The sequence below is a fragment of the Halobellus rufus genome (genome assembly GCF_000739575.1).
Lineage (GTDB): Archaea > Halobacteriota > Halobacteria > Halobacteriales > Haloferacaceae > Haloquadratum > Haloquadratum rufum.
On sequence record NZ_BBJO01000014.1, the window covers coordinates 94,451 to 114,160 of the forward strand.

Genomic DNA, 19,710 nt, shown 5'->3' on the forward strand with positions numbered 1-19,710 from the left:
CAATGACCCGCGAACAGTGGCAGTCGGTCCCGACGGACAAATAATGTCGATCGCAGACCGGCTCGCCACGGGCGTGAAAGCGACGCTCGGCGCGAACCTCCTCTACTCGGCGGCCAACGGGGTACTGATGATCGTCCTCGCGCGGTACCTCCTCACGCCCGACGCCTTCGGGCTGTTGCACTACGCGCTCTCGATCATCGCGTCCGTGGCGATTCTGGGGACGCTCGGGCTCCCCTCGGCAGCGGCACGCTACGTCACGGAATTCTCCGAGACCGCCCCCGAGCGAGTGCGATACGTGGTCCGGTTCGCGCTGGGAGGGATCGTCGTCCTCTCGATCACCGTCGGGACCGCGCTCACGGTGGCCGGACCGCAGATCGCGACGCGGTTGAACGATCCCGCGCTCGCTCCGTTGCTCGTGCTCGGAGTCGGATACGTCGTCACGAACGCGCTGTACTCGACGTTCAACAGGCTGTTTCAGTCGGTGAACCGCGTCGACTGGAGCGCGCGGCTCAAGACCGTCTCGGGGGTGGCGCGACTGCTCGGTGCGGTCGGCTTCGTCCTCGCGGGGTTCGGCGCGGCCGGCGCGCTCGGCGGTTACCTCGTGGGCTTCGGCCTCGCAGCGGCCCTCGGCGCGGTGGTGTTTTACCGCCGTTCGTACGCTCAGTTCCCGCCGTCGGGCGACGTCGGGTCGGGACTCCGCCGACGGATCCTCGAGTACAGCGTGCCCCTCACGGCCACCCGGGGGGCGAACATCCTGTATCAGCGAGTGGACACGTTCCTCGTCGGCTCCCTCCTCGGACCGGCGGCCGTCGGCTACTACACCATCGCGAGGCAGGTCTCGGAGTTCGGCGCGATCCCCGCGAACTCGGTGGGCTACACGATCTCACCGACCGTGGGCGAACAGTACGCCAGCGAGGACCTCGCACGCGCCCGCCGCGTGTACGAGATGTCGCTCCGTCACATCTTGCTCCTGTACGTTCCCGGGGCGGTGGGGCTCGTGCTCGTCGCCAGACCCACCGTCACCCAGCTTTTCGGATCCCAGTACACCGGGGCCGTCCCCGTCCTCCAAGTGATGGCCGGGTTCATGCTCGTCACGGCGATCAACAAGGTGACGAGCGACGGGTTGGACTTCCTCGGCCGCGCCCGAGAGCGAGCGATCGCGAAAGTCGTGACCGCGGTGGTGAACGTCGGGTTGAACGTCGTCTTGATAACGACGGTCGGCGTCGTCGGCGCGGCCATCGCGACCGTGATTACCTTCTCGGCGTACACGCTGACGAACGTGTACATCATCCACGACGAACTCGATCTCGACGTCCGGGGGCTGGGCAGACTGCTCGTCGGTGTGACCGCCATCACCGCCGTGATGGCCGGCGTCGTCCGCCTGCTGGTACCGCTGGTCTCCGGAATCGTGTCGCTGTTGCTCGTCGTCGGCGTCGGCGTCGTTGTCTGGGGCGTGCTCGCGACCCTCGGAGGGCTGCTCGACGTCGAGCGGATCCGGACGGTGCTCTCTTAGCGTTCTCGTCGGGTAGAAAACCCCTTCAACTACGCGTGGAACGAGCCCAGGCAGTTGTACAGTTGCCGCTCGTAGATGTCGGGCTGCTTGCTGATCCCGAGGTGCGATCCGATCTTCGCGTCCGCCCAGTGGACCTCGTCGGGTCCCGAGAGGAGGCGAGCGAGAAGCCGCGGATCGAGCTCGAACTTCACGTAGCCGTCGTACGCCGAGAGGTCCGGATCCGTGACGAAGTCGTACCCGTCACCGGTGAACGAGAGTTCGACGTACTCCTCGGGTCCGAGACCGATCAGTGCGGTCGTCTCCGTCTCGTAGCCGAGTTTTCGCCGCTTGCGCTCGAACCGCTCGAAGGCCGGGGGAATCTGCTCGCGAAGCGCTTCGACCGACGGCATCGGGTCGTGCTCGTAGGTGAACGTGCGGTTCGCCAGTTCGGTCTCGATGTACTCCCGTTTGGCCGCCTGATCGATCGGCTCGTAGGGCTCCGAGACGCGGCCGGTCGCGAGGTCGAGGTGCTCCCCCGAGTTGAGGAACACGCACTGGTGTTCGTCGGGATCGACGTGCGCCTCGAACCACTCCAACGCCTCGATACGGGGGGGATTCGCCGTGTACTGATTCAGCGGGGCGAGCCGTCCCGCCAGGACGTACTCGCCGGCGAACGGCATGTAGTAGTCCGGGTCGAAGATGTCGATGAACTCCGTCGCGAGTTCGTGTTTCTCCTCGATCACCTCGTCGCGCGCCCGGATCTTCTCCTGGTGGGTGTAATCCTCCATACACTGCGGGTAGAACTGCGCGGCGCTGTACTGGTGACACACCAGATCGACGTCGTCGTATCTCTCGGTCACCTGCCGCATACTCCGCTCGACCATCGGGTACGGACAGTCGTTCATGTTGACGACCGTGTACTCCCCGTCGTCGAACACCGCCAGGGAGTCGACCTGCGTCGATCCGAGTTCGGGGCTGCCCTCGACCCACGAGCAGCCGAAGTAGTTGCCGCACACCTCGGGATCGCAGGCGTCGGCCGCGAGGATGTTGACGTGGAGGTCACCGGCGAGGTGCGTCCGTTCGTTGTGGTCGAGTTCGATCACCTCGAACCCGAGCGCCGCGATCTCCTCTCGCAGGTAGTCCCAGCGGTAATCGTGGATCAAGACCGGGATGTCCGTGTCCATCCGACGGAGCGTGGCGGGATCGAAGTGGTCGGGGTGGATGTGGGAGACGTAGATGTAATCGACGTCGTCGAAGTCCTCGGGTTCGACGTCGAGCGGCGGGTAGTGACACCACGAACCCTCGAACGCGCCGTCGACGAGCCAGGGATCGCACAACACCGACGCGTCCGCTGTTTCGACCACGATCGCAGCGGAGCTGAGATACGTTATCTGCATACGGTTCGGCGTCCGAGCGGGACGGTATTTAGTATCGACCGATTACGGAACCCGCGCTGGATAACGTCTGGTTACCGGTCGAGGTGTAGTCACCGGAGACAGTCGTAACGCGACTGGACTCGGAAAGGACGATCACTCCTCGTATCGCACTTCCAGTTCCTCGTTCTCCCGCAGGTCGAAGATCATCGCGAGGATCATCGCGATCCAGCCGACCACGACCAGCAGCACGCTGGACGTCGTTTCGTCACGGCCGCCCGATCCGCGTTCTTCGTCCGAATCACGCCCGCGGATCCGCGAGGACACCGCACGCAACAACGAGAGCGACCCGTACGCGGTCGCACTCGCCCCGACGCCGTACAGTAGCGTCAGCGGGTGGAACCTGCGGACGAGGTACTTCACGCGCAGTCGCCAGAGGAAGTCCCGCAGGAGCATCGCGGAGACCCGCGGGATGTAGGTGTGGTACCGGATGCTGCTCGTCTCGTCGCCGTAGTTGGCTCGCCGCGGCACGTCGCCGATGCGGAGTTCCGCGACGTTCAAGCGGACGAGGAGGTCGTTACAGTACCCGTACCCCTCGTACATCCGGTCGATGTCGACCGCCTCCAGCGCCTCCCGCGAGATCGCGGTGTAGCCGTTCTGCGGGTCCATCGTCCGCCAGTACCCGCTCGCGATCTTGGTCAGGAAGGTGAGGATCCAGTTGCCGAGCAGCCGCCACGACGACATATCCTGTCGGTACTCTCGGTTGAGGAGTCGGTTCCCCTTCGCGTAGTCGACCTCGCCGTCGACGATCGGGTCGAGGTATCCGGACAGTTCCTCCGGTCGCATCTGCCCGTCCCCGCCCATCACGGCCACGATGTCGAGTTCGTCCCGGAGGGCGTGCTGATAGCCGGTCTTGATCGCGCCGCCGACGCCGCGGTTCCGCTCGTGTTGGATCGGGTAGACCGGGTGTCGAAGGCACCGGCGTCGTCGGCTGCCTCGTTCGGGACGTCGCGGTAGTCGGCGCTGAGAGTCCCCCCGTCGCTGCGGTAGTCGGTTCCGGGTGAGCGTTCCGGGTGCTCTTCCGCCGCGTCGGCAGTCCGGTCTCGGTCGTCCGTTCCAGCGCTGTTGACGCGTTCGGCCGCAGACTGTATCTCCGCCCACGTTCCGTCGGTCGAACAGTCGTCGATCACGTACGCACGGTCGACGAAGGGCGGCAGCGTCTCGATCACCCTGCCGACGAAGCCCTCCTCGTTGTACGCCGGAACGACGACGCCGACGGTGTGGTCTTTGTACATAGCTGTGAGATCCGCCTTCGCGTACTTCGCGGCGGCCTATCGTTATGCGCTCTCAACGGAACGTCGCCCCCGTAACGGGTCTATACCTTAGTTGCTCGGTGGCCGTTCCACCGTATGAGCGCTGACACAGGCGCGGATTCTGAGACCACAGAGCTCCCGCGCGTGATCGAGAACTGCCGGATCGGCGACGGCACCGAAATCGCACCCTTCGCGGTCCTCGACGACTGCACGTTCGGCCGCGACTGCCGCGTGTGGCGGTTCGTCAACTGCTACGGCGCGACGTTCGGCGACGAGGTGATGGTCGGTTCGTTCGCGGAGATCCAGTCCGACGTCGTCGTCGGCGACCGGACGCGAATCCAGTCACACGCGTTCGTCCCGTCGCTGACCGAGTTCGGCGACGACGTCTTCTTCAGCCACGGCGCGGCGATCGTGAACGACGTCTACCCGCCCAGCGGCGACTCCGACGAGTGGGAGGAGACCGTCGTCGGCGACGGTGCCGTCGTCGGGACGAACGCGACGCTCTTGCCCGTCGAAATCGGTGAAGGAGCGCTTATCGGAGCCGGGGCGGTGGTGACCGAGGACGTCCCGCCGAACGCGATCGCGGCGGGGAACCCCGCGGAGATCGTCGGCTATCGGGAGTGAAAGGAACAGATCGAGGCGGTCGGCGGCGCGGCTCCGAGATCGATTCGCGGCGCTACTCCTGTGAGGCTCGCCCGCGGGCGGGCGACCCCGCGACAGCGTCGACGCGGAGCGTCTCGTTCCGGTCGGCGGACCGCTCGGCGAGTTCCAGCAAGTCGACCGCACGCGCGCCGACGGAGCCCGGCGCGCGCAACGTCGACTGACCCTGGGAAGCGGCGACGAACTCCTCGATCTCCGCGCGGAGCGGTTCGGCCGTCGGAGCCTCGAACACCTGCTTTCCCTCCTCGCGCGCACTGAGGGAGCCGTCGCGCTCGACGATCCGACTGTCGTACAGTTCGAGTACGGTGTCGTCGAGGTAATCGATGTAGGCGGCCTTCTCCGAGCCGACGACGACGAGGTCCCGCCGCTTCCCGAAGACGGGCACCTGCCAGGACTCGTTGATGACGCTCGTCGCGTCCTCGTACTCCAGTACGACAGTGGCCGTCTCGTCGATTCCCTCGCGGACGATCGAGTCCGTCGAGCAGTAGAGCCACTCGGGCTGGTCGTTCAGGAGGTAATTGGAGACGTCGACGTCGTGGACGGCCAGCGAGTACAGCACGCCGGTTGTCGCGCGCGGGGCCCGGAACGAGAACCGGTTGGTCGCGAGGTACTTCACGCGGCCGAGTTCGCCGCGGTCGATGCGGCGTTTCAGCTCACAGAGCGCGGGGTGATGCCGGAAGATGTGGCCCACAGCGAGCGTCCGGTCCTCCTCGTCGGCGGTGGAGACGAGGTCCCACGCCTCGGTGCTGTCGAGCGCGAGAGGCTTCTCGACGAGGACGTCGATCCCGTCTTCGAGCAGCGTCGTCGCGATCTCGTGGTGCGTCGGCGACGGCGTCGAGACCGTCGCCGCGTCGACGCCGAGCGCCGCGAGTTCGGCGTAGTCTGTGACCGCGCGCACGTCGTAGCTCTCGGCGAGTTCCGCGACGCGCGACTCGTCGACGTCGCAGAGCGAGACCTCGTCGATCACGCCGCGTCGGCCAGTTCGGCGGCCACGCGGGCGTGGTTGCTTCCCCAGTATCCGGTGCCGATGACGGCGTAGTGCATCGGCGGGAACTACGCTCGCACGGAGATTGTAATGGAGAATGTACCCGACGCTGTCGAAAAAGGCGAGCGCGACCGGTGGCATAGGCCGCGACTTACTGATAGAACTCCTCGATCGCCGAGCAGACGTAGTCGACTTCCGCGTCGGTGAGCCGCGGGTGCATCGGCAGCGAGAGGATCCGATCGCAGAGCGACTCGGTCACCGGGAGTTCGGGCGTCTCCACGCGGGAGACGATCGCCGGATGCTGGTGTGCCGGCGTGGGGTAGTGAACGCCGGTGTCGACGTTTCGATCGGCGAGGAAGTCCGCGAGCGCCTCCCGGTCCGGGACCTGGATCACGTAGAGGTGGAAGACGTGCTCGACGTCCGCGGGGACGAACGGCGTCGTCACCGCGTCGACGTCGGCCAAGCGGTCGGTGTATCGCCGCGCCGCCGCCCGTCGCCGCTCGCTCCAGTCTCGTACCCGGTCGAGTTGGCGCAGTCCGACGGCGGCGTTGGTCTCGTCCAGCCGGTAGTTCAGTCCGAGCCGCCGGTGGACGCCCTCGTCGCCGCGGCCGTGGTTCCGGAGCATCCGCATCGTTTCGGCGAGGTCGGCGTCGTCGGTGATCGCCATCCCGCCGTCGCCCCCGACGGTCATGTTCTTCGAGGGGTAGAAGCTGAACGCGCCCGCGTCACCGACCGTCCCCGCGGTCGCGCCGTCGCGCGACGCGAAGTGCGCCTGACAGGAGTCCTCGACGACGAAGAGGTCGTGTTCGCTCGCGATGGCATCGATCGCGTCCACGTCCGCCATCCCGCCGTAGATGTGGACGGGGATCACCGCGGCCGGGTTGTCGGCCGCCGCGACCGCGGTCGCGAGTGAATCGGGGTCCATCGTGTACGTCTCGGGGTCGACGTCGACGAAGACGGGGGTCGCACCGAGCGCCAACACCGGGCTGGCGCTCGCGAAGAACGTGTGCCCCGGGACGAAGACCGAGTCGCCCTCGCCGATTCCGGCCGCCTCCAGCGCGAGGAGGATCGCCGCGGTGCCGCTGGAGACGGCGACGGCGTGGTCGACGCCGCAGGTCTCGGCGAACCGGTTCTCGAACCGTTCGACGAGCGGCCCCTTCACGAACCGCCCGCTTTCGAGGACGTCGACGACGGCTTCGATCGTGTCTTCCGCGACGCGAATATCGGTGAAATCGACGCTGTCGACCATCGTCTCCGGGTCACGGTCACCGTGGATTGTAATGGATCGACTGCGACCGGGAAGGCCCCGACTAACGCGGAGAGGGGGCCGGAGACGCCCGTCGAGAATATTCGAGCGGGCGCGCGGCCGACAGTAACGACGCCCGGGACCGCGACAGTGAGGAGTGCGAACGAGGGCGGACGCGCCGAAACGAGGGCATAACAAACCGGCGTCCGACCCGCCGGTGCAGATATGCAAGCCGTCGTACTCGCGGCCGGGAAGGGGACGCGACTCCGCCCGCTGACCGAAACCAAACCCAAGGGCCTCGTCGAAGTGAACGGCAAGCCCATCCTGACGCACTGCTTCGAACAGCTCACCGACCTGGGTGCCGAAGAACTTCTCGTGGTGATCGGTTACCGCGGCGACGACGTCGTCGAGCACTACGGGGACAGCTTCGGGGACGTGCCGATCACCTACGCCCGTCAGGAGGAGCAGTTGGGGCTCGCACACGCGCTCAACACCGTCGAACCGCACGTGACCGACGACTTCATGTTGATGCTCGGCGACAACATCTTCCGGGCGAACGTGGAGGACGTCGTCCGCCGGCAGCGCGAGAGCCGCGTCGACGCCGCGTTCCTGGTCGAGGAGGTCCCCGAATCGGAGGCCTCCAGATACGGCGTCTGCAACACGAACGACTACGGCAAGATCGTCGAAGTCGTCGAGAAGCCGGACGATCCGCCGTCGAATCTGGTTATGACAGGGTTCTATACGTTCTCGCCGGCGATCTTCCACGCCACGCGTCTCGTACAGCCGTCGAGCCGCGGCGAGTACGAGCTTTCGGACGCGATCGATCTGTTGATTCGGTCCGGACGCACGATCGACGCGGTCGAACTCGACGGATGGCGGATCGACGTCGGCTACCCCGAGGATCGCGCCGAAGCCGAGCGACGGTTGCAGCAGCGAGCCGAGCAAACGACGTCACGCGTATGACAAGTGTCATACGAAAGCGGGAATTATATGTACTAGCACTCGTAACGCAGCGTTGACGCTTGAATGAAATCTGCACAACCAGACTGCCTCTCGGACACTGCGGTGTCGACGAATAGTTCAACGTTCCAGTTCGAGCCCGAACGCGAAACCGTCGTGGTCGATATTGTCGAAGCCGTTTCGGCGGTCGCCGGCGTTGACCCACTTCATTTCGAACCGCGCTTACACGATGTCGTCGATGCTGACGCTTTGGTCGAGTGCATTCAATCAGGCGGTGACGACGTGAGCGTTTCATTCGAGATGGGGGCATACGATGTGACAGTCCGGGGGTGTGGAGAAATCGAAGTCGTCGAATCGTGACCGGGGGGCAGCGGTATATTTATTACCATCTTCATTGAATTTAATGATGGATGTCAGAATGGTTCACTGACGAGGAGATGGAGCGCATCGTTCGGTTTGCACAGACGTCTGGGTACGCTCGGGACCCGACGATGCTGCTGCCGGAGGAAAAAAGCAGAGCCGACGAGGGGGCGGAGTGAGACGGCGCACGAGGCGTCGCATCGACGTTGAGCGAGCGTCGCGACGGTAGTTGAGCAGGCACCGTTACGGTGGGTGACCCGAACGGCGAACGGGGGGTGAGTCCGAGGGGCGAGCAATTTTTTCGTGGCATTACTGGAGTAGGAGAACGAGTGGGACGGACTGCGGCGTCGACGTCCCGTTCGGACGGGTCGACTCTGCGACGGGTCACTCGTCGAGCAAGCCCTGTTGCTCGATCTCCTGCCAGAGGTCTTCACCGCGGTCGGTGATACCGTAGACGCGACCCTTTCGGCGGTCCTCGGAGACCAGAAGGTCGACGAACCCTCGGTCGCGAAGGCTCGTGAGCGCGTGTGAGACTGCGGCGATCCCGATGTCCTCGTCCTCGGCGATCTGCGAGGGAGTTGCCGGTCCCTCGGCGAGCCGACACAGTACCGCCACGCGGTACTGCGAGCTGATCACGAACCCGATGTGGTCCCACGTGTCGGTCATCGATACTCACTCATTGTCTGTTCGATTCATTTTCAAGCGGGATCACTGCCGCGGTGGTAAGTATTCGGTTCGCATACAAGTAGTGCAGGAGGCTCACGACGACGAGCACGACGAGGAAGGCCACGGAAACGTACTCAGACCGGACGAGGGCGGAGTTTACTACCATAGAGAGCAGGTAGCCGACGATGCCCACGACGGCGATCGACGCGTAGATCAGCTGCCACGGGACCGACTCGCGTTCCTCCTCGAAGTACTGTGCGAGCTCGTCTACGTGACGTGTCGAGTAGACCATCCCCGACTCCGAGTCGTACCGGACCACGTCGGCCTCGGCGAGTTTCGGAATGTGGGTCTGATACAGCGAGACGTACGTCCGCTTCCGTTGCTGTGCGGAAAGCTCGGACGGGTCGAGTCCGTTCTCCTCTGCGGCCAACTCCTCGGCGAGGTCACTGAGTTCGATCCCTCCTCGTTGCTGTTGTAAGCGTCTGAGCACGAAGCGTCTACGTGCGTTGCTCAACAGATCGAATGCGGTGTCCTGCGACAGCGTTTGGGGCTCGTGTGGTGACATCAGAATCTCGCGACCGCGGGAGCAGTGCTTCAATCGTTCCGGAGGTATCCGCTTTGTTAGATGTTCGTTATCCACGGACGGCGACGGAGAGAACGCGGTAGTTGGACCATTACAATGCCGATTTCACGGCGAGCACCCAGTACATGACACAGCGCGTTCGCTGCGACGCAACGGCGGCCAGAGTGCGAGCGGGATCCGGTCGCGGTGATCGGACGAGACCGCTCGATCGACAGTGGGCAGAACGAGGACGGCAACCGAGCCGCGAACGCGCCCCGACCGTACTCGGATAATGCGCGGGGACGGAGTGGGGCACGGCTCGTCATTCGGGCCGGTGAGCTACGCGCCGATCGATCTCCTCCTCTCGGGGCTGGTCGGGACCGGGATGTACCTCGTCATCGTCGTCGGAACCGACGGGCTACTGCGGCTTCTCGCCGGCGGGATTCTCCTGTGGATCCTCCCCGGGTACGTGACGCTCGCGGCGCTGTTTCCCGGCCGCGGTATCGAGACCCGATCCCGGAGTTCCGAGCAGCGATCGGGGATATCGCTCCGGCAACGCGGCGTGTTGACGCTCGGCGTGAGCCTGTTCGTTCTCGTCTTGATCGGACTGGTGATCGGGACGGTCGCCTCGGCGATCACCGCGGGTCTCGTGAGCGGTGCGGTGTTGGTCTACGTGCTCGCCGTCGGCGGGATCGCCGCCATCAGACGGTACCGGATGCCCGCCGGCTATCGGGTGTCCCTGCCGGTCGAATCTTGGTACGACGAGGTCGTGACGGCGTTCACGCGCGGGTCGGTGGCCGACCGCGCGCTGACGGTCGGTGTGGTCTGCAGCGTGCTCCTGACGGTCGGGATGTTCGGCTTCGCGATGAGTGCGGGCCCCGCCGGGCAGTCCTACACCGACTTCTACGTGGTGACGCCCGACGGCGACGGTGAGTACACCTCCGCCGGGTACCCGGAGAACCTCACCGTCGGACAGGAGGCCACGCTCGCGTGGGGCGTCCACAACGCCGAGTCCGAGCCGATGGACTACACCGTCGTCGTCGTGCTCGAACGCGTCGTCGACGCCGACGGGGAGTACAGAGTGATCGAAAGCGAGGAACTGGATCGAACGTCGATACGCGTCGCCGACGGAGAAGAGACACTCCGCAACCACACGGTCGCCCCGTCGATGGTCGGCGAGGACCTCCGGCTCGGGTACTACCTCTACCGCGGTGACGCCCCCGACCGCCCGCGCCCGGACACGGCGTATCGGCACTTACACGTGTGGACGACGGTCACTCCCTCGGCCTGACGATGTGGCCCTGGGAACACGCAGCCGTCGGCTACCTCGCGTGGTCGCTGCTCGTTCACGCGGTCCGGCGTCGACCACCGACCGGCGCGGAGGCCGTCGTCGTGGTCCTCGCGTCCGTCTCGCCCGACCTCGTCGACAAGCCGCTGGGCTGGGAATTCGGCGTCTTCAGCTCCGGGTACGGGGCCGCTCACTCCGTCTTTTTCGCGGTCCCCATCGCACTCGGAGTGACTCACTTCCTGAGCGAGCGCGGAAAGCGGGGCGTCGGCGCGGCGTTCGCGGTGGGCTATCTGAGTCACCTGCCGGGCGACCTCCTCGTCGGCTACCTCACCGAGGGGCGGCTCCCGATCGAACGCGTGCTCTGGCCGGTTCGGACCGTCGAGACCACCTACACCGGCGGATTTTCGGGGACGCTTCTCGAATATCTCAGACGGTACGTCGCCGACATCCTCGAGGGGGACGCCGGGACGGCGGCCGTCGTCGGAGCCGTGGCGCTGTTTTCCTGCGTCGCCGTGTGGCTCGTCGACGGTGCCCCCGGCGTCAGCGAACTCCGCGCCGCGGTGACGCCGAACACGCGAAAGTGACCGACTCGGAACGACAGGGCAAGGCACGCACGGCGACCCGAAGCCGCCACGTACCGACGACACGCCGGCTATAACAAAGCCCGAATCGGCGCGTTATCCGGGTACGTTCTACAGACGACAATGTCACCGCCTCAGCCAACGTTCCGAAGGGATGCCAGCACCGCTAGCGGACGCCCACGGCCGGGCGAGAGAGTGGAGAGCGGTGGATGAGCGTTCCGATAGCCGCCCCCGATCTCGGGCTCGGCGCGCTCAGCGACGTGATAGAGACAGTCGAGACCGCGCGGCTCGCCGACGGCCCGGCGGTGCGAGCCTTCGAGGCGGCCGTCGCCGACCACGCGGAGGCGGATCACGGGGTCGCGACCTCGAACGGAACGACGGCCTTGCACGCCGCGCTCCGCGGCCTGGAGATCGGTCCGGGCGACGCCGTCGTCACGACGCCGTTTTCGTTCGTCGCGACGGCGAACGCGGTTCGCCTCTGCGGGGCAGAGCCCGTCTTCGCCGACGTCGACCCGGAGACGCTGAACCTCGATCCCGACGCGGTCCGCGCGGCGATAGCGGACCGCGACGGCGCGGTCGACGCGATCCTCGCGGTGCACCTGTACGGGCTTCCGGCCGAGATGGACGAGCTGCGATCGATCGCCGACGCGCACGGGGTTCCGCTTATCGAGGACGCCGCGCAGGCACACGGCGCGAGCTACCGCGGCCGACCCGTCGGCTCGCTCGGCGACGCCGCGTGCTTCTCGTTTTACCCGACCAAGAACATCACGACCGGCGAGGGCGGGATGGTGCTCACCGACGATTCGGCGGTGGCCGACCGGGTCGCGCGGTTCGTCAATCACGGCAGAACGGACCGCTACGAACACGCGACAGTCGGGCACAACTTCCGGCTGACGAGTCTCGGTGCGGCGATCGGCACCCGTCAGCTCGAACGCCTCGACGACTTCGTCGAGGTTCGTCGCCGAAACGCCGCCGCTTACGACGACGCGCTCGCCGATCAGCCGTCGGTCTCGGCCCCGCCGACTCCGACGCGAACGCGCCACGCGTACCACCAGTACACCGTGCGGTGTGCTGACCGAGACGCGCTCGGAGACCACCTCGCTGCCGCGGGGGTGGACACGAGCGTCTACTACCCGACGCCGATCCACCGCCAGCCCGCGTACGCCGACGTCGAGGCGAGCGCGCCGGTGGCCGAGCGGGCCGCCGAGCGCGTGCTGTCGATTCCGGTCCATCCGAAACTGGACCGCGCCGAGGTCCGGACGATCGCCGACGCCTCGCGGGGTTCGAGCCGTGACGATCGACGTCGGCGTCGTCGGCGTCGGGAGTATGGGTCGACATCACGCCCGGGTGTACCACGAACTGCCAGACGTGAACCTCCTCGGGGTCGCCGACGAGGACGAATCGACCGCCGCGGCGGTGGCGACCGAGTACGACGCCGAAGCGGCGTCGACGGCGGCGCTGTTGGAGCGGGTCGACGCCGTCTCGATCGCGGTCCCGTCGAGGTTCCACCACGAGATCGGACTCCGGGCGATCGAGTCGGGCGTGCACGCGCTCGTGGAGAAGCCGATGACCCCGACGGTCGCGGAGGCGCGCTCGCTCGTCGACGCCGCCGCGGAGGCCGGCGTCACCCTCCAAGTGGGACATGTCGAGCGGTTCAATCCGGCCGTGATCGCGGTCCGAGACTTCGTCGAGGACCTCGACCTCGTCGCCGTGGAAGCCAGACGGCTCGGCCCGCCGGTCGGCGACGGGAGAGACGTCAGCAACGACGTCGTCTTCGACTTGATGATCCACGACATCGACGTGATCCAGTCGCTGGTCGACGGCGGAGTCCGGACGGTGGCGGCGACGGGCAGCCCGGACCGGGAGTACGTGAACGCCTCGCTGCAGTTCGACAACGACATAGTGGGGTCGCTGACGGCGAGCAGGGTGAGCCAGCGGAAGGTTCGGGAGCTCACGCTCACCGCGACGGACTGCCTGGTGACGGTCGATTACAGCGATCGGGCGGTCTGGATCGACCGTCGGACGCGCCCGACGTACCTCACCGACGACGGGGACCTCCGCTACCGCAGCGAGCGCGTGGTCGAGCGGCCGACGGTGGACAACGGCGAGCCGCTGAAAAAGGAGCTTCGGGCCTTCGTCGATGCGGTCAGGAACCGGACGACGCCGGTCGTCACCGGGGAAGACGGGATCGACGCGCTCTCGCTGGCGACGCGAATTCGCGAGGCGATGCAGTAACGCGCGCGGCGGGGCGGCAATCGGTCGGTCGCCGACCCCGCCTCACGGTTCACTCGTTCTTCGATCGAGCGGCGTACGCGGCCACGAGTCCCGCGAGCACCACGGCGAGCAGCGCCACCGGAAGTCCGAACCCGTCGACCGCACCCAGCGTCTCGGTGGGGCCGGAGGTCGCCGTCGTCCCGGACGCGCCGTCGCCCGCGGCGTCGGCGTCACCGCTGCCGACGGTGACTTGCGCGGACCGATCGCCGACCGATACGTCGTAGGTCCCGGCCGCCTCGAACCGCTGTTCGAACCGGACCTGCTCGGTCTCCCCGGGCATCACTCGAACCGTCTCGACCGCGGCGACCGACCCGGACACGGAGAGTTCGGCGCGGTAGTCTCCCGGAATCGTGCCGTCGTTTCGGACCGTCGCGACCACCACCGCGTCGTCGCCGACGTCGATGCTGTCGCGCTGTAACTCGATCGCGGTGAGCCGTAGGTCGACCTCAGCCGGTCGAACCCGTACTGTCGTCGACCGCTCTCCCGCTTCGACGTCGATGACGCCCGGTTCCGAGACCGTCGCCGAAACCGTCCGGGTGACGTTCTCGCCGGGTGGAACGGTCGCGTCCACGACGCCCCGCTCCTCGCCGTCGACGGAGACCGGGATCGACGCGTTGCCGGCGAGGTCGCCGGCGTTGCCGACGGTGACGTTGATATCGAAACTGCGCTCTGCGACCGCATCGGAGGCCTCGATGGCCGTCACCGAGAGGTCCGGTTCTGCCGGGTCGGGGGCGCTGGATCCGCCGCCACCGCCTCCGGAACTGCCACCGCCGCCTCCTCCGCCACCACCGCCTCCGCTCGGTGCGCCGCCACCGCCCGGCGGGCCGCCGGGATCGCCGGCGGAATCATCGGTGTCCTCGCTCTCGTCGCCGTCACCGTTTCCGTCGCTATCACCAGTATCGTCGGCGACCTGCACCGAAACCGACGCGGTCGCCGTCCCGTTCTCTCCCGTGACAGTTAGGATGACGGTGTAGGTCCCGGGCTCGTCGTATGTGTGTGTGACTTCCGGCCCCTCCGCCGTCCTGTTCGCGACTGACTCGTTGCCGTCAGTTTCGTTACCCTCCTCGCGCCCGGCGTCGACGAGCGTCCACTCGTAGCTACCGACGTCACCGGTCGAGTTGCGTCCGTCGAACGTCACGGACTCGTTGACCGTCGGTTCGTCAGGTCGGGTTTCGACGACCGCAGCGAGCGGGGCCGCGACCGATACCGTCGCCGAGGCCGTGTCCGACCGATTCGTGCCGTCGGTGACGACGACCGAGACGGTGTGGGTCCCCGGCTGGTCGAACGTCGTCTCGAACGTCGAGGCGGTGGCGTTCGCGACGGGCTCGCCGTCGATCCGCCACTCGTAGGTCAGGTTGCCCTCCGCGGCGACGGAATCGCTCGCATCGAACGCGACCGGTTCGCCGGCGTCCACCTCGTCGGGCCCGTCGAGCGCGGCCGTCGGGCTCGGTAGTTCGACCAGTACCGTCGCGTTCGCCTGCGCCGAGTCTCCGCTCTCGTCGGTGACGGTGAGCATCACCGCGTACTCGCCCGGCGACGAGTAGTTGTGTTCGACGCTGCTCTCGTTGGTTTCCGAGGAGTTCCCGTCGCCGAACGACCACGCGAACGACGAGATCTCGCCGGTCGAACCAGAGGCGTCGAGCGTCACCGTCTCACCGACGTCGACCGGCTCCTCGGGGACGCCGAGCTCCGCCGACAGCGGTTCGCTGACCAAAACCGACGCGTTCGCTGTACCGGCGCGGCCGACGCCGTCGGTCACGACCACCCCGACGGTCCGCTCGCCGGGGGAATCGAACGCGTACTCGAACGCTGATTGGTCGGTCGTCGCCACCGTCTCGCCGTCGACCCGCCACTCGTAGGTAGCCGGCGGTTCGTCGACGGTGCTCGCGTTCGCGTCGAACTGGACCGCTTCGCCCGCCGTCGCCGTGTCGGTGACGTTCAGTGCGGCCGCGGGCGCGTCACCCGCGCCGACGTCGACCGCGGCGGTGGCCGTCCCGGTGCCGTTCGCGTCGTCGACGGCGGTCACGGAGACGTTGTACGTTCCCGGGGCGTCGAAGTCGGTTTCGAGCGTCGGCTCCGTGGTGACCGAGTCGGTCGTCCCGTTCCCGGTCAGGTCCCAGCGGTACTCCTGTATCTGGCGCACGGAGGTGGTCGCTGAGGCGTCCAGCGTGACCGCGTCACCGACTCCAACCGCCGCCGGCGTCGCGTCGAGCGACGCGTCGGGGCCCGGTCGGTCGGCGCAGGACCCGACCCAGACGTACACGGGCGCTTCGAGACTCGACAGCTGGCGGCGCTCGAACCCGTCGTCGGTGTTGTCGATCGCCTGCCACGAGGAGATCACGCCCTGTTCTCCCTCGAACTGAGGTTCGAGCGCCGCGTCCTCGTTGAACGCCGGGTCGATCCGGATCGCCGAACCGGGTTCGAGCCCGGTGAACGCCGCGCCGTCGTTCCGGCCAGTCGTCCAGACCCAATCGAGTTCGCTCTCGCTGCCCGCGTGGCTAAACTGATCGGTTTGGTTTTCGTAGTCGTCGTCCTCGACGGTCCACTCGCCGTCCGTCGGCAGACCGCTGACGTCGAAGGAGGCCACGCCACCGTCGGTCCCGGAATCGTTCGCGTCGCCGGGATACCGATCGTGGACGACGATCATACTCAGGCCGTCGGGACCGTCGTGGAACAGCAGAATACTCGTGTCGTTCTGCTGGTACTGGACGGTCCCCTCGGAGCTATACGGACTGGATCCGCCGCTGTAGTCGTAGAACTCCGCGGCGGTCTGCTCGGTCGAGACGGGATCGACGACCCGGCAGACGCCGTCCTGTTCGACGGCGACGTCGCCGTGCTCGTTGGCTGTCGAGACGCCCGCGGTGAGCGAGACCACGAGAACCACCGCGAGCGCGCCGACGATCAGCCAGCGCATCCGGAAGCGCTCCCGGATCGGTCGGGGTTCCGCTCGACGGTCCGACGAGCCGCGGTTCTCCGTCGGTCGAGCGCGTCCACTCATCGCCGGGGCTCCGAACGGTGGATCCGCTCACGGTGCGTCGGGACGACGGGAGAGCGGTTCTCGAAGCCGGTGGAGCGCGCTGCGGTCGATGGCGGTGTAACGATGTCGATAATCATAGTATGAATTGCTGAACCGTCGAACGGGGAGTCCCGGGCGTACAAACGCCCTGCTGCGGACATTGTTATACTCGGTGAAAACCCGTGAAACGAGGGTAATGGGAGGCTTATCGGCCGGTCACCGCAGTCGATCGTACGCGGCGGCGACGAGGGAGGGCGGCACCGGACTGCGGGTCAGTTCGTAGTAGGTCGCGACCTCGGGGGCGAACTTCGATTTGTACTCGCAGAGCCGCGGTTCGTTGGCTCCGACGAGGTCGTAGCGGTCGACCCCGCGATCGATACCCGATTCGATGAGGTGCCAATCGAGGAGGTCGTGGGCGGGGACGGGAGCCTCGAAGTCGACGACGCTCTGCCAGCGGTAGAGGGCGTCGTCGTCGACGAGCACGATCGCGCCGCCGGCGAACTCCCCCGCGGCCGTGCAGACGTAGGCGGCCACGTGCTCGGGGAGCGCGCTCGCGAGGTCGGACGCGAAGGCGGTCGTCACGCCGTAGGAGATGCCCTGTTCCGCGTGGCGCGCCTGCGCGAACTCGATCACGTTCGTGATCTCGGGGCGGCCGGCCTCGTCGATCTGATAGTCGCCCTCCGCCGTCTTTCGAACGTTCGACCGGAGGTCGCTACTCGCCGCAGAGAGGACCTCGTCGGCCGGCCTGTCGATGTCGACGTGGTAGGTGTATCGGGGAGTGGCCTCGAACCCGGCCCAGAGGAACGGCCGCGGATCGTGGTACGACGGCGGCGGGCGGACGTTCACGTACCGCGGGCGGATCTCCTCGTCGAGGTAGTCGATCGCGCTGTCGACGAACCGGCGGTGGGTCTTCTCGTGGGTGCGCTGTTTCACCCCGGGCGTTCGAAACACCACGGGGCCGAGGTAGGGGATCTTCCGTCCGGGCGGCGGCGAGAACGCCGCCGAGAGCGGCCCCTTCCGGAGTTCGAAAACCGGGAAGAGCCCCACGGGCTCCTGGCCCTTGTACCCGACGAGCGGGTAGAGCGTCGTATCGGTGTGGTCGGCGAAGACGTCGAGGGCCTCCCGGCGGTGAAACGGCGTGCTCCCGTCGGCCCGATCGACGAGGGAGTTCCACTCTGTGTCGTCTTCGAGGGGACGAACGTCGATACTCATTCCAGGTACCCGAGGTCCGCGAGTCGCGTTTCGACGTCGGCGTCGCGCGTCGGAACCTTCTCCCCGCGATAGGGCGGATACGACTCGCTCCCGGGGTCCTCGACGACGGGCAGCACCGCCCCGTCCATCCGGTCGCTGACGGGGACGCCGAGCGTCGCGAGGACCGTGGGCGCGACGTCGAACAGGTGGGCGTCTTCGACGGGGACGGGGTCGACGCCGGAACCGGCGACGGCGACGATCCCGTCCCGCTTGTGCGTCCACGGTTCGCGCGGCGATCCGAACGTCTCCTCTCGTATCGACGCCGAGAGCGTGTGCTCGAACTCGTTCGGAACGAGCAGCAGGTCCGGTGCGTCGTCGACGTACGGACCGTGAAAGACGTCCTCCCGCGGGAGCACCGCCTCGAACGCCGGCTCGCCGTCGGGCGTGCGGAGCGACTCGAACGCGTCGGCGATGTCGGCGCGGCGCTCCCGGTACTCGTCGATGCCGACCGTCCCGTCGGGCTCGCGCCCCTCGAGGTTGAGGCGGACCCCGAGTTCGATCCGGTCTCGGAGGTACGCCGTCGAGTTCGGGAAGTCGACCGTCTCCTCGGCGGCGGCCACGAGGTCGGCGGAGACCACCTGTAACACGAGTCCGTCGAGTCTGAGTTTCCGGAGCACGGTCCCGATGCGCTGGCTGGTGAGCCCGACGCCCGCGGCCGCGGCGAGCGCTCGCTCGACCGCGGAGGGGCCGTCGTCCGTCGAATCGACGTCGGTCTCGTCGCCCGCGCGCAACCGGCGCGTCGAGATGTCCGACCACGACGGTTTCTCCCCGTCGGTGGTCGTCACGACGTCCCCGCGGTCGCGCAGGAGCGCGTTCGGCCGGATCTCGTAGCCCGAACAGGGCCCGATCCCGTGGTCGCTGACGAGTACGACCGTCTCCGGGGGGAACGCGTCCATCGTCGCTTCGATCTCGGCGTCGATCGCCGCGTAGACGCGGTCCGGCGCGTCACCGTCGGGAAACTCGTGAAAGACCGTGTCGCTCTGTTGGAACTGGAGGAACGCGAAGTCGGGGTCCTCGCGGTCGAGCAGGTACCGGAACGCCTTCCCGCGCATTTCGACGAGTTCCTCGTAGCCGTCGATGCGGTCGGCCTTCGACGCCCCTTCGCGGAGCTGTCGGTTGTAGAGCCGGTACTCGCCGACGGCGTCGCGGACCTCCGCGAGCAGCCCCGGCGGGTGACACTCGGGGTCTTCCGGGGCGGTGTAGCCCGGGATCAACGCCCCCTCGAAGGTCGGCGGCGGATGCGTCACGGGGACGTTGACGACGACGCTCGTGAGCCCCTGCGCCGAACAGAGCTCCCAGATCGATCGCTCGCGGACGTCCGTCGAGTTGACGACGTCCCAGTCGTACCCGTCGAAGCGGAGGAACCCGTACACCCCGTGTTTCCCCGGGTTGACGCCCGTGTAGATCGAGGGCCACGCGCTCGGCGTCCACGGCGGCAACTGCGATTCCAGCGGCCCGCTCGCCCCCGACGCGAGGATCGACTCGATCGTCGGAGCCGTCCCCTTCGAGAGCCGAGACAACACGTCGCGGCTGAGCGCGTCGATCCCGATCACGAGCGTGCGGGGTCCCGTCGCACCTGTCTCAGACATACGGGAGAAGTCCGGCACAGTTCGGCTTTGTTAGCCCCTCGATACGCCCGAATCGAAGGACTGAACGATCCGAAGCCGGCCGCTACGGCGGAAA

General features: G+C 67.0%; 16 protein-coding genes and 2 pseudogenes. 9 read left to right on the forward strand and 9 right to left on the reverse strand.

What is annotated here, in order from left to right; all coding sequences use genetic code 11:
- Positions 1-43 precede the first annotated feature (43 nt).
- Entirely contained in the window at positions 44-1,513 is a 1,470-nt protein-coding gene (locus ACP99_RS07120) for a flippase (RefSeq protein ID WP_049985936.1), read from the forward strand.
- Between the two features lie 29 nt (positions 1,514-1,542).
- Here ACP99_RS07120 and ACP99_RS07125 read toward each other — a convergent pair whose 3' ends face one another.
- Together ACP99_RS07125 and ACP99_RS20810 are read right to left on the reverse strand one after the other, a co-directional pair.
- Complete coding sequence (locus tag ACP99_RS07125) at positions 1,543-2,889, reverse strand: MBL fold metallo-hydrolase (RefSeq protein WP_049985937.1); 1,347 nt, start codon at positions 2,887-2,889, stop codon at positions 1,543-1,545.
- A gap of 132 nt (positions 2,890-3,021) precedes the next feature.
- Positions 3,022-4,160: pseudogene (locus ACP99_RS20810) on the reverse strand (glycosyltransferase family 2 protein).
- Between the two features lie 114 nt (positions 4,161-4,274).
- Between ACP99_RS20810 and ACP99_RS07135 the strand changes: the two are divergent.
- Positions 4,275-4,802, forward strand: coding sequence for an acyltransferase (locus ACP99_RS07135; protein WP_081927244.1), 528 nt, complete (start codon positions 4,275-4,277; stop codon positions 4,800-4,802).
- A gap of 52 nt (positions 4,803-4,854) precedes the next feature.
- On the opposite strand, the gene ACP99_RS07140 is transcribed toward ACP99_RS07135, so the two are convergent.
- A complete protein-coding gene (locus tag ACP99_RS07140; protein WP_049985938.1) occupies positions 4,855-5,805 on the reverse strand; it encodes a Gfo/Idh/MocA family protein in 951 nt (316 codons plus the stop codon).
- Between the two features lie 169 nt (positions 5,806-5,974).
- Positions 5,975-7,072 carry a DegT/DnrJ/EryC1/StrS family aminotransferase gene (locus ACP99_RS07145; RefSeq protein WP_049985939.1) on the reverse strand — a complete coding sequence of 366 codons (1,098 nt, stop codon included), beginning with the start codon at positions 7,070-7,072 and terminating at the stop codon, positions 5,975-5,977.
- 222 nt (positions 7,073-7,294) lie between these two features.
- Here ACP99_RS07145 and aglF point away from each other — a divergent pair, with 222 nt between their 5' ends.
- The 3 genes from aglF (at position 7,295) to ACP99_RS21170 (ending at position 8,568) form a co-directional block, all read left to right on the forward strand.
- Entirely contained in the window at positions 7,295-8,032 is a 738-nt protein-coding gene (aglF, locus tag ACP99_RS07150) for a UTP--glucose-1-phosphate uridylyltransferase AglF (protein ID WP_049985940.1), read from the forward strand.
- A 63-nt stretch (positions 8,033-8,095) separates the two neighbouring features.
- Positions 8,096-8,389, forward strand: a complete 294-nt coding sequence (locus ACP99_RS19890; protein ID WP_197052374.1) for a HalOD1 output domain-containing protein — start codon at positions 8,096-8,098, stop codon at positions 8,387-8,389.
- 50 nt (positions 8,390-8,439) lie between these two features.
- Entirely contained in the window at positions 8,440-8,568 is a 129-nt protein-coding gene (locus tag ACP99_RS21170) for a hypothetical protein (protein WP_269319653.1), read from the forward strand.
- A 205-nt stretch (positions 8,569-8,773) separates the two neighbouring features.
- Here the strand turns inward: ACP99_RS21170 and ACP99_RS07155 are convergent, their stop codons facing one another.
- Positions 8,774-9,055, reverse strand: coding sequence for a winged helix-turn-helix domain-containing protein (locus tag ACP99_RS07155; protein ID WP_049985941.1), 282 nt, complete (start codon positions 9,053-9,055; stop codon positions 8,774-8,776).
- A gap of 10 nt (positions 9,056-9,065) precedes the next feature.
- Complete coding sequence (locus ACP99_RS07160) at positions 9,066-9,620, reverse strand: DUF7344 domain-containing protein (RefSeq protein WP_156105629.1); 555 nt, start codon at positions 9,618-9,620, stop codon at positions 9,066-9,068.
- 289 nt (positions 9,621-9,909) lie between these two features.
- Between ACP99_RS07160 and ACP99_RS07165 the strand changes: the two genes are divergently transcribed.
- The 4 genes and pseudogenes from ACP99_RS07165 to ACP99_RS07180 all read left to right on the forward strand — a co-directional run bounded on the left by ACP99_RS07165 (position 9,910) and on the right by ACP99_RS07180 (position 13,721).
- Positions 9,910-10,908: a DUF1616 domain-containing protein gene (locus ACP99_RS07165; RefSeq protein WP_081927248.1), complete on the forward strand. Its 999-nt coding sequence runs from the start codon at positions 9,910-9,912 to the stop codon at positions 10,906-10,908.
- Entirely contained in the window at positions 10,881-11,489 is a 609-nt protein-coding gene (locus tag ACP99_RS07170; protein ID WP_197052375.1) for a metal-dependent hydrolase, read from the forward strand. The genes ACP99_RS07165 and ACP99_RS07170 overlap by 28 nt, the downstream gene beginning before the upstream one ends.
- A 206-nt stretch (positions 11,490-11,695) precedes the next feature.
- Positions 11,696-12,700, forward strand: a pseudogene (locus ACP99_RS19055) (DegT/DnrJ/EryC1/StrS family aminotransferase); the annotation flags it as partial.
- Between the two features lie 76 nt (positions 12,701-12,776).
- The gene (locus tag ACP99_RS07180) at positions 12,777-13,721 is read left to right on the forward strand and encodes a Gfo/Idh/MocA family protein (protein ID WP_231554234.1); all 945 of its coding nucleotides are present in this window, start codon (positions 12,777-12,779) and stop codon (positions 13,719-13,721) included.
- Between the two features lie 49 nt (positions 13,722-13,770).
- Here the strand turns inward: ACP99_RS07180 and ACP99_RS07185 are convergent, their stop codons facing one another.
- From ACP99_RS07185 to ACP99_RS07195, 3 genes are all read right to left on the reverse strand, one after another.
- Complete coding sequence (locus tag ACP99_RS07185; protein ID WP_049985945.1) at positions 13,771-16,758, reverse strand: PKD domain-containing protein; 2,988 nt, start codon at positions 16,756-16,758, stop codon at positions 13,771-13,773.
- 234 nt (positions 16,759-16,992) lie between these two features.
- The gene (locus tag ACP99_RS07190; RefSeq protein ID WP_049985946.1) at positions 16,993-17,988 is read right to left on the reverse strand and encodes a GNAT family N-acetyltransferase; all 996 of its coding nucleotides are present in this window, start codon (positions 17,986-17,988) and stop codon (positions 16,993-16,995) included.
- On the reverse strand, positions 17,985-19,616 hold the full coding sequence (locus ACP99_RS07195) for an alkaline phosphatase family protein (RefSeq protein ID WP_049985947.1): 1,632 nt from the start codon (positions 19,614-19,616) through the stop codon (positions 17,985-17,987). The genes ACP99_RS07190 and ACP99_RS07195 overlap by 4 nt, the downstream gene beginning before the upstream one ends.
- Between the last annotated feature and the right edge of the window lie 94 nt (positions 19,617-19,710).

What these genes read in the sequence shown, in the direction of transcription:
- ACP99_RS07120 (WP_049985936.1), top strand. Translation starts at nt 44, where the DNA reads ATGTCGATCGCAGACCGGCTCGCCACGGGCGTGAAAGCGACGCTCGGC.
- ACP99_RS07125 (WP_049985937.1), bottom strand. Translation starts at nt 2,889, where the DNA reads ATGCAGATAACGTATCTCAGCTCCGCTGCGATCGTGGTCGAAACAGCG.
- ACP99_RS07135 (WP_081927244.1), top strand. Translation starts at nt 4,275, where the DNA reads ATGAGCGCTGACACAGGCGCGGATTCTGAGACCACAGAGCTCCCGCGC.
- ACP99_RS07145 (WP_049985939.1), bottom strand. Translation starts at nt 7,072, where the DNA reads ATGGTCGACAGCGTCGATTTCACCGATATTCGCGTCGCGGAAGACACG.
- aglF (WP_049985940.1), top strand. Translation starts at nt 7,295, where the DNA reads ATGCAAGCCGTCGTACTCGCGGCCGGGAAGGGGACGCGACTCCGCCCG.
- ACP99_RS19890 (WP_197052374.1), top strand. Translation starts at nt 8,096, where the DNA reads ATGAAATCTGCACAACCAGACTGCCTCTCGGACACTGCGGTGTCGACG.
- ACP99_RS21170 (WP_269319653.1), top strand. Translation starts at nt 8,440, where the DNA reads ATGTCAGAATGGTTCACTGACGAGGAGATGGAGCGCATCGTTCGGTTT.
- ACP99_RS07155 (WP_049985941.1), bottom strand. Translation starts at nt 9,055, where the DNA reads ATGACCGACACGTGGGACCACATCGGGTTCGTGATCAGCTCGCAGTAC.
- ACP99_RS07160 (WP_156105629.1), bottom strand. Translation starts at nt 9,620, where the DNA reads ATGTCACCACACGAGCCCCAAACGCTGTCGCAGGACACCGCATTCGAT.
- ACP99_RS07165 (WP_081927248.1), top strand. Translation starts at nt 9,910, where the DNA reads ATGCGCGGGGACGGAGTGGGGCACGGCTCGTCATTCGGGCCGGTGAGC.
- ACP99_RS07185 (WP_049985945.1), bottom strand. Translation starts at nt 16,758, where the DNA reads ATGAGTGGACGCGCTCGACCGACGGAGAACCGCGGCTCGTCGGACCGT.
- ACP99_RS07190 (WP_049985946.1), bottom strand. Translation starts at nt 17,988, where the DNA reads ATGAGTATCGACGTTCGTCCCCTCGAAGACGACACAGAGTGGAACTCC.
- ACP99_RS07195 (WP_049985947.1), bottom strand. Translation starts at nt 19,616, where the DNA reads ATGTCTGAGACAGGTGCGACGGGACCCCGCACGCTCGTGATCGGGATC.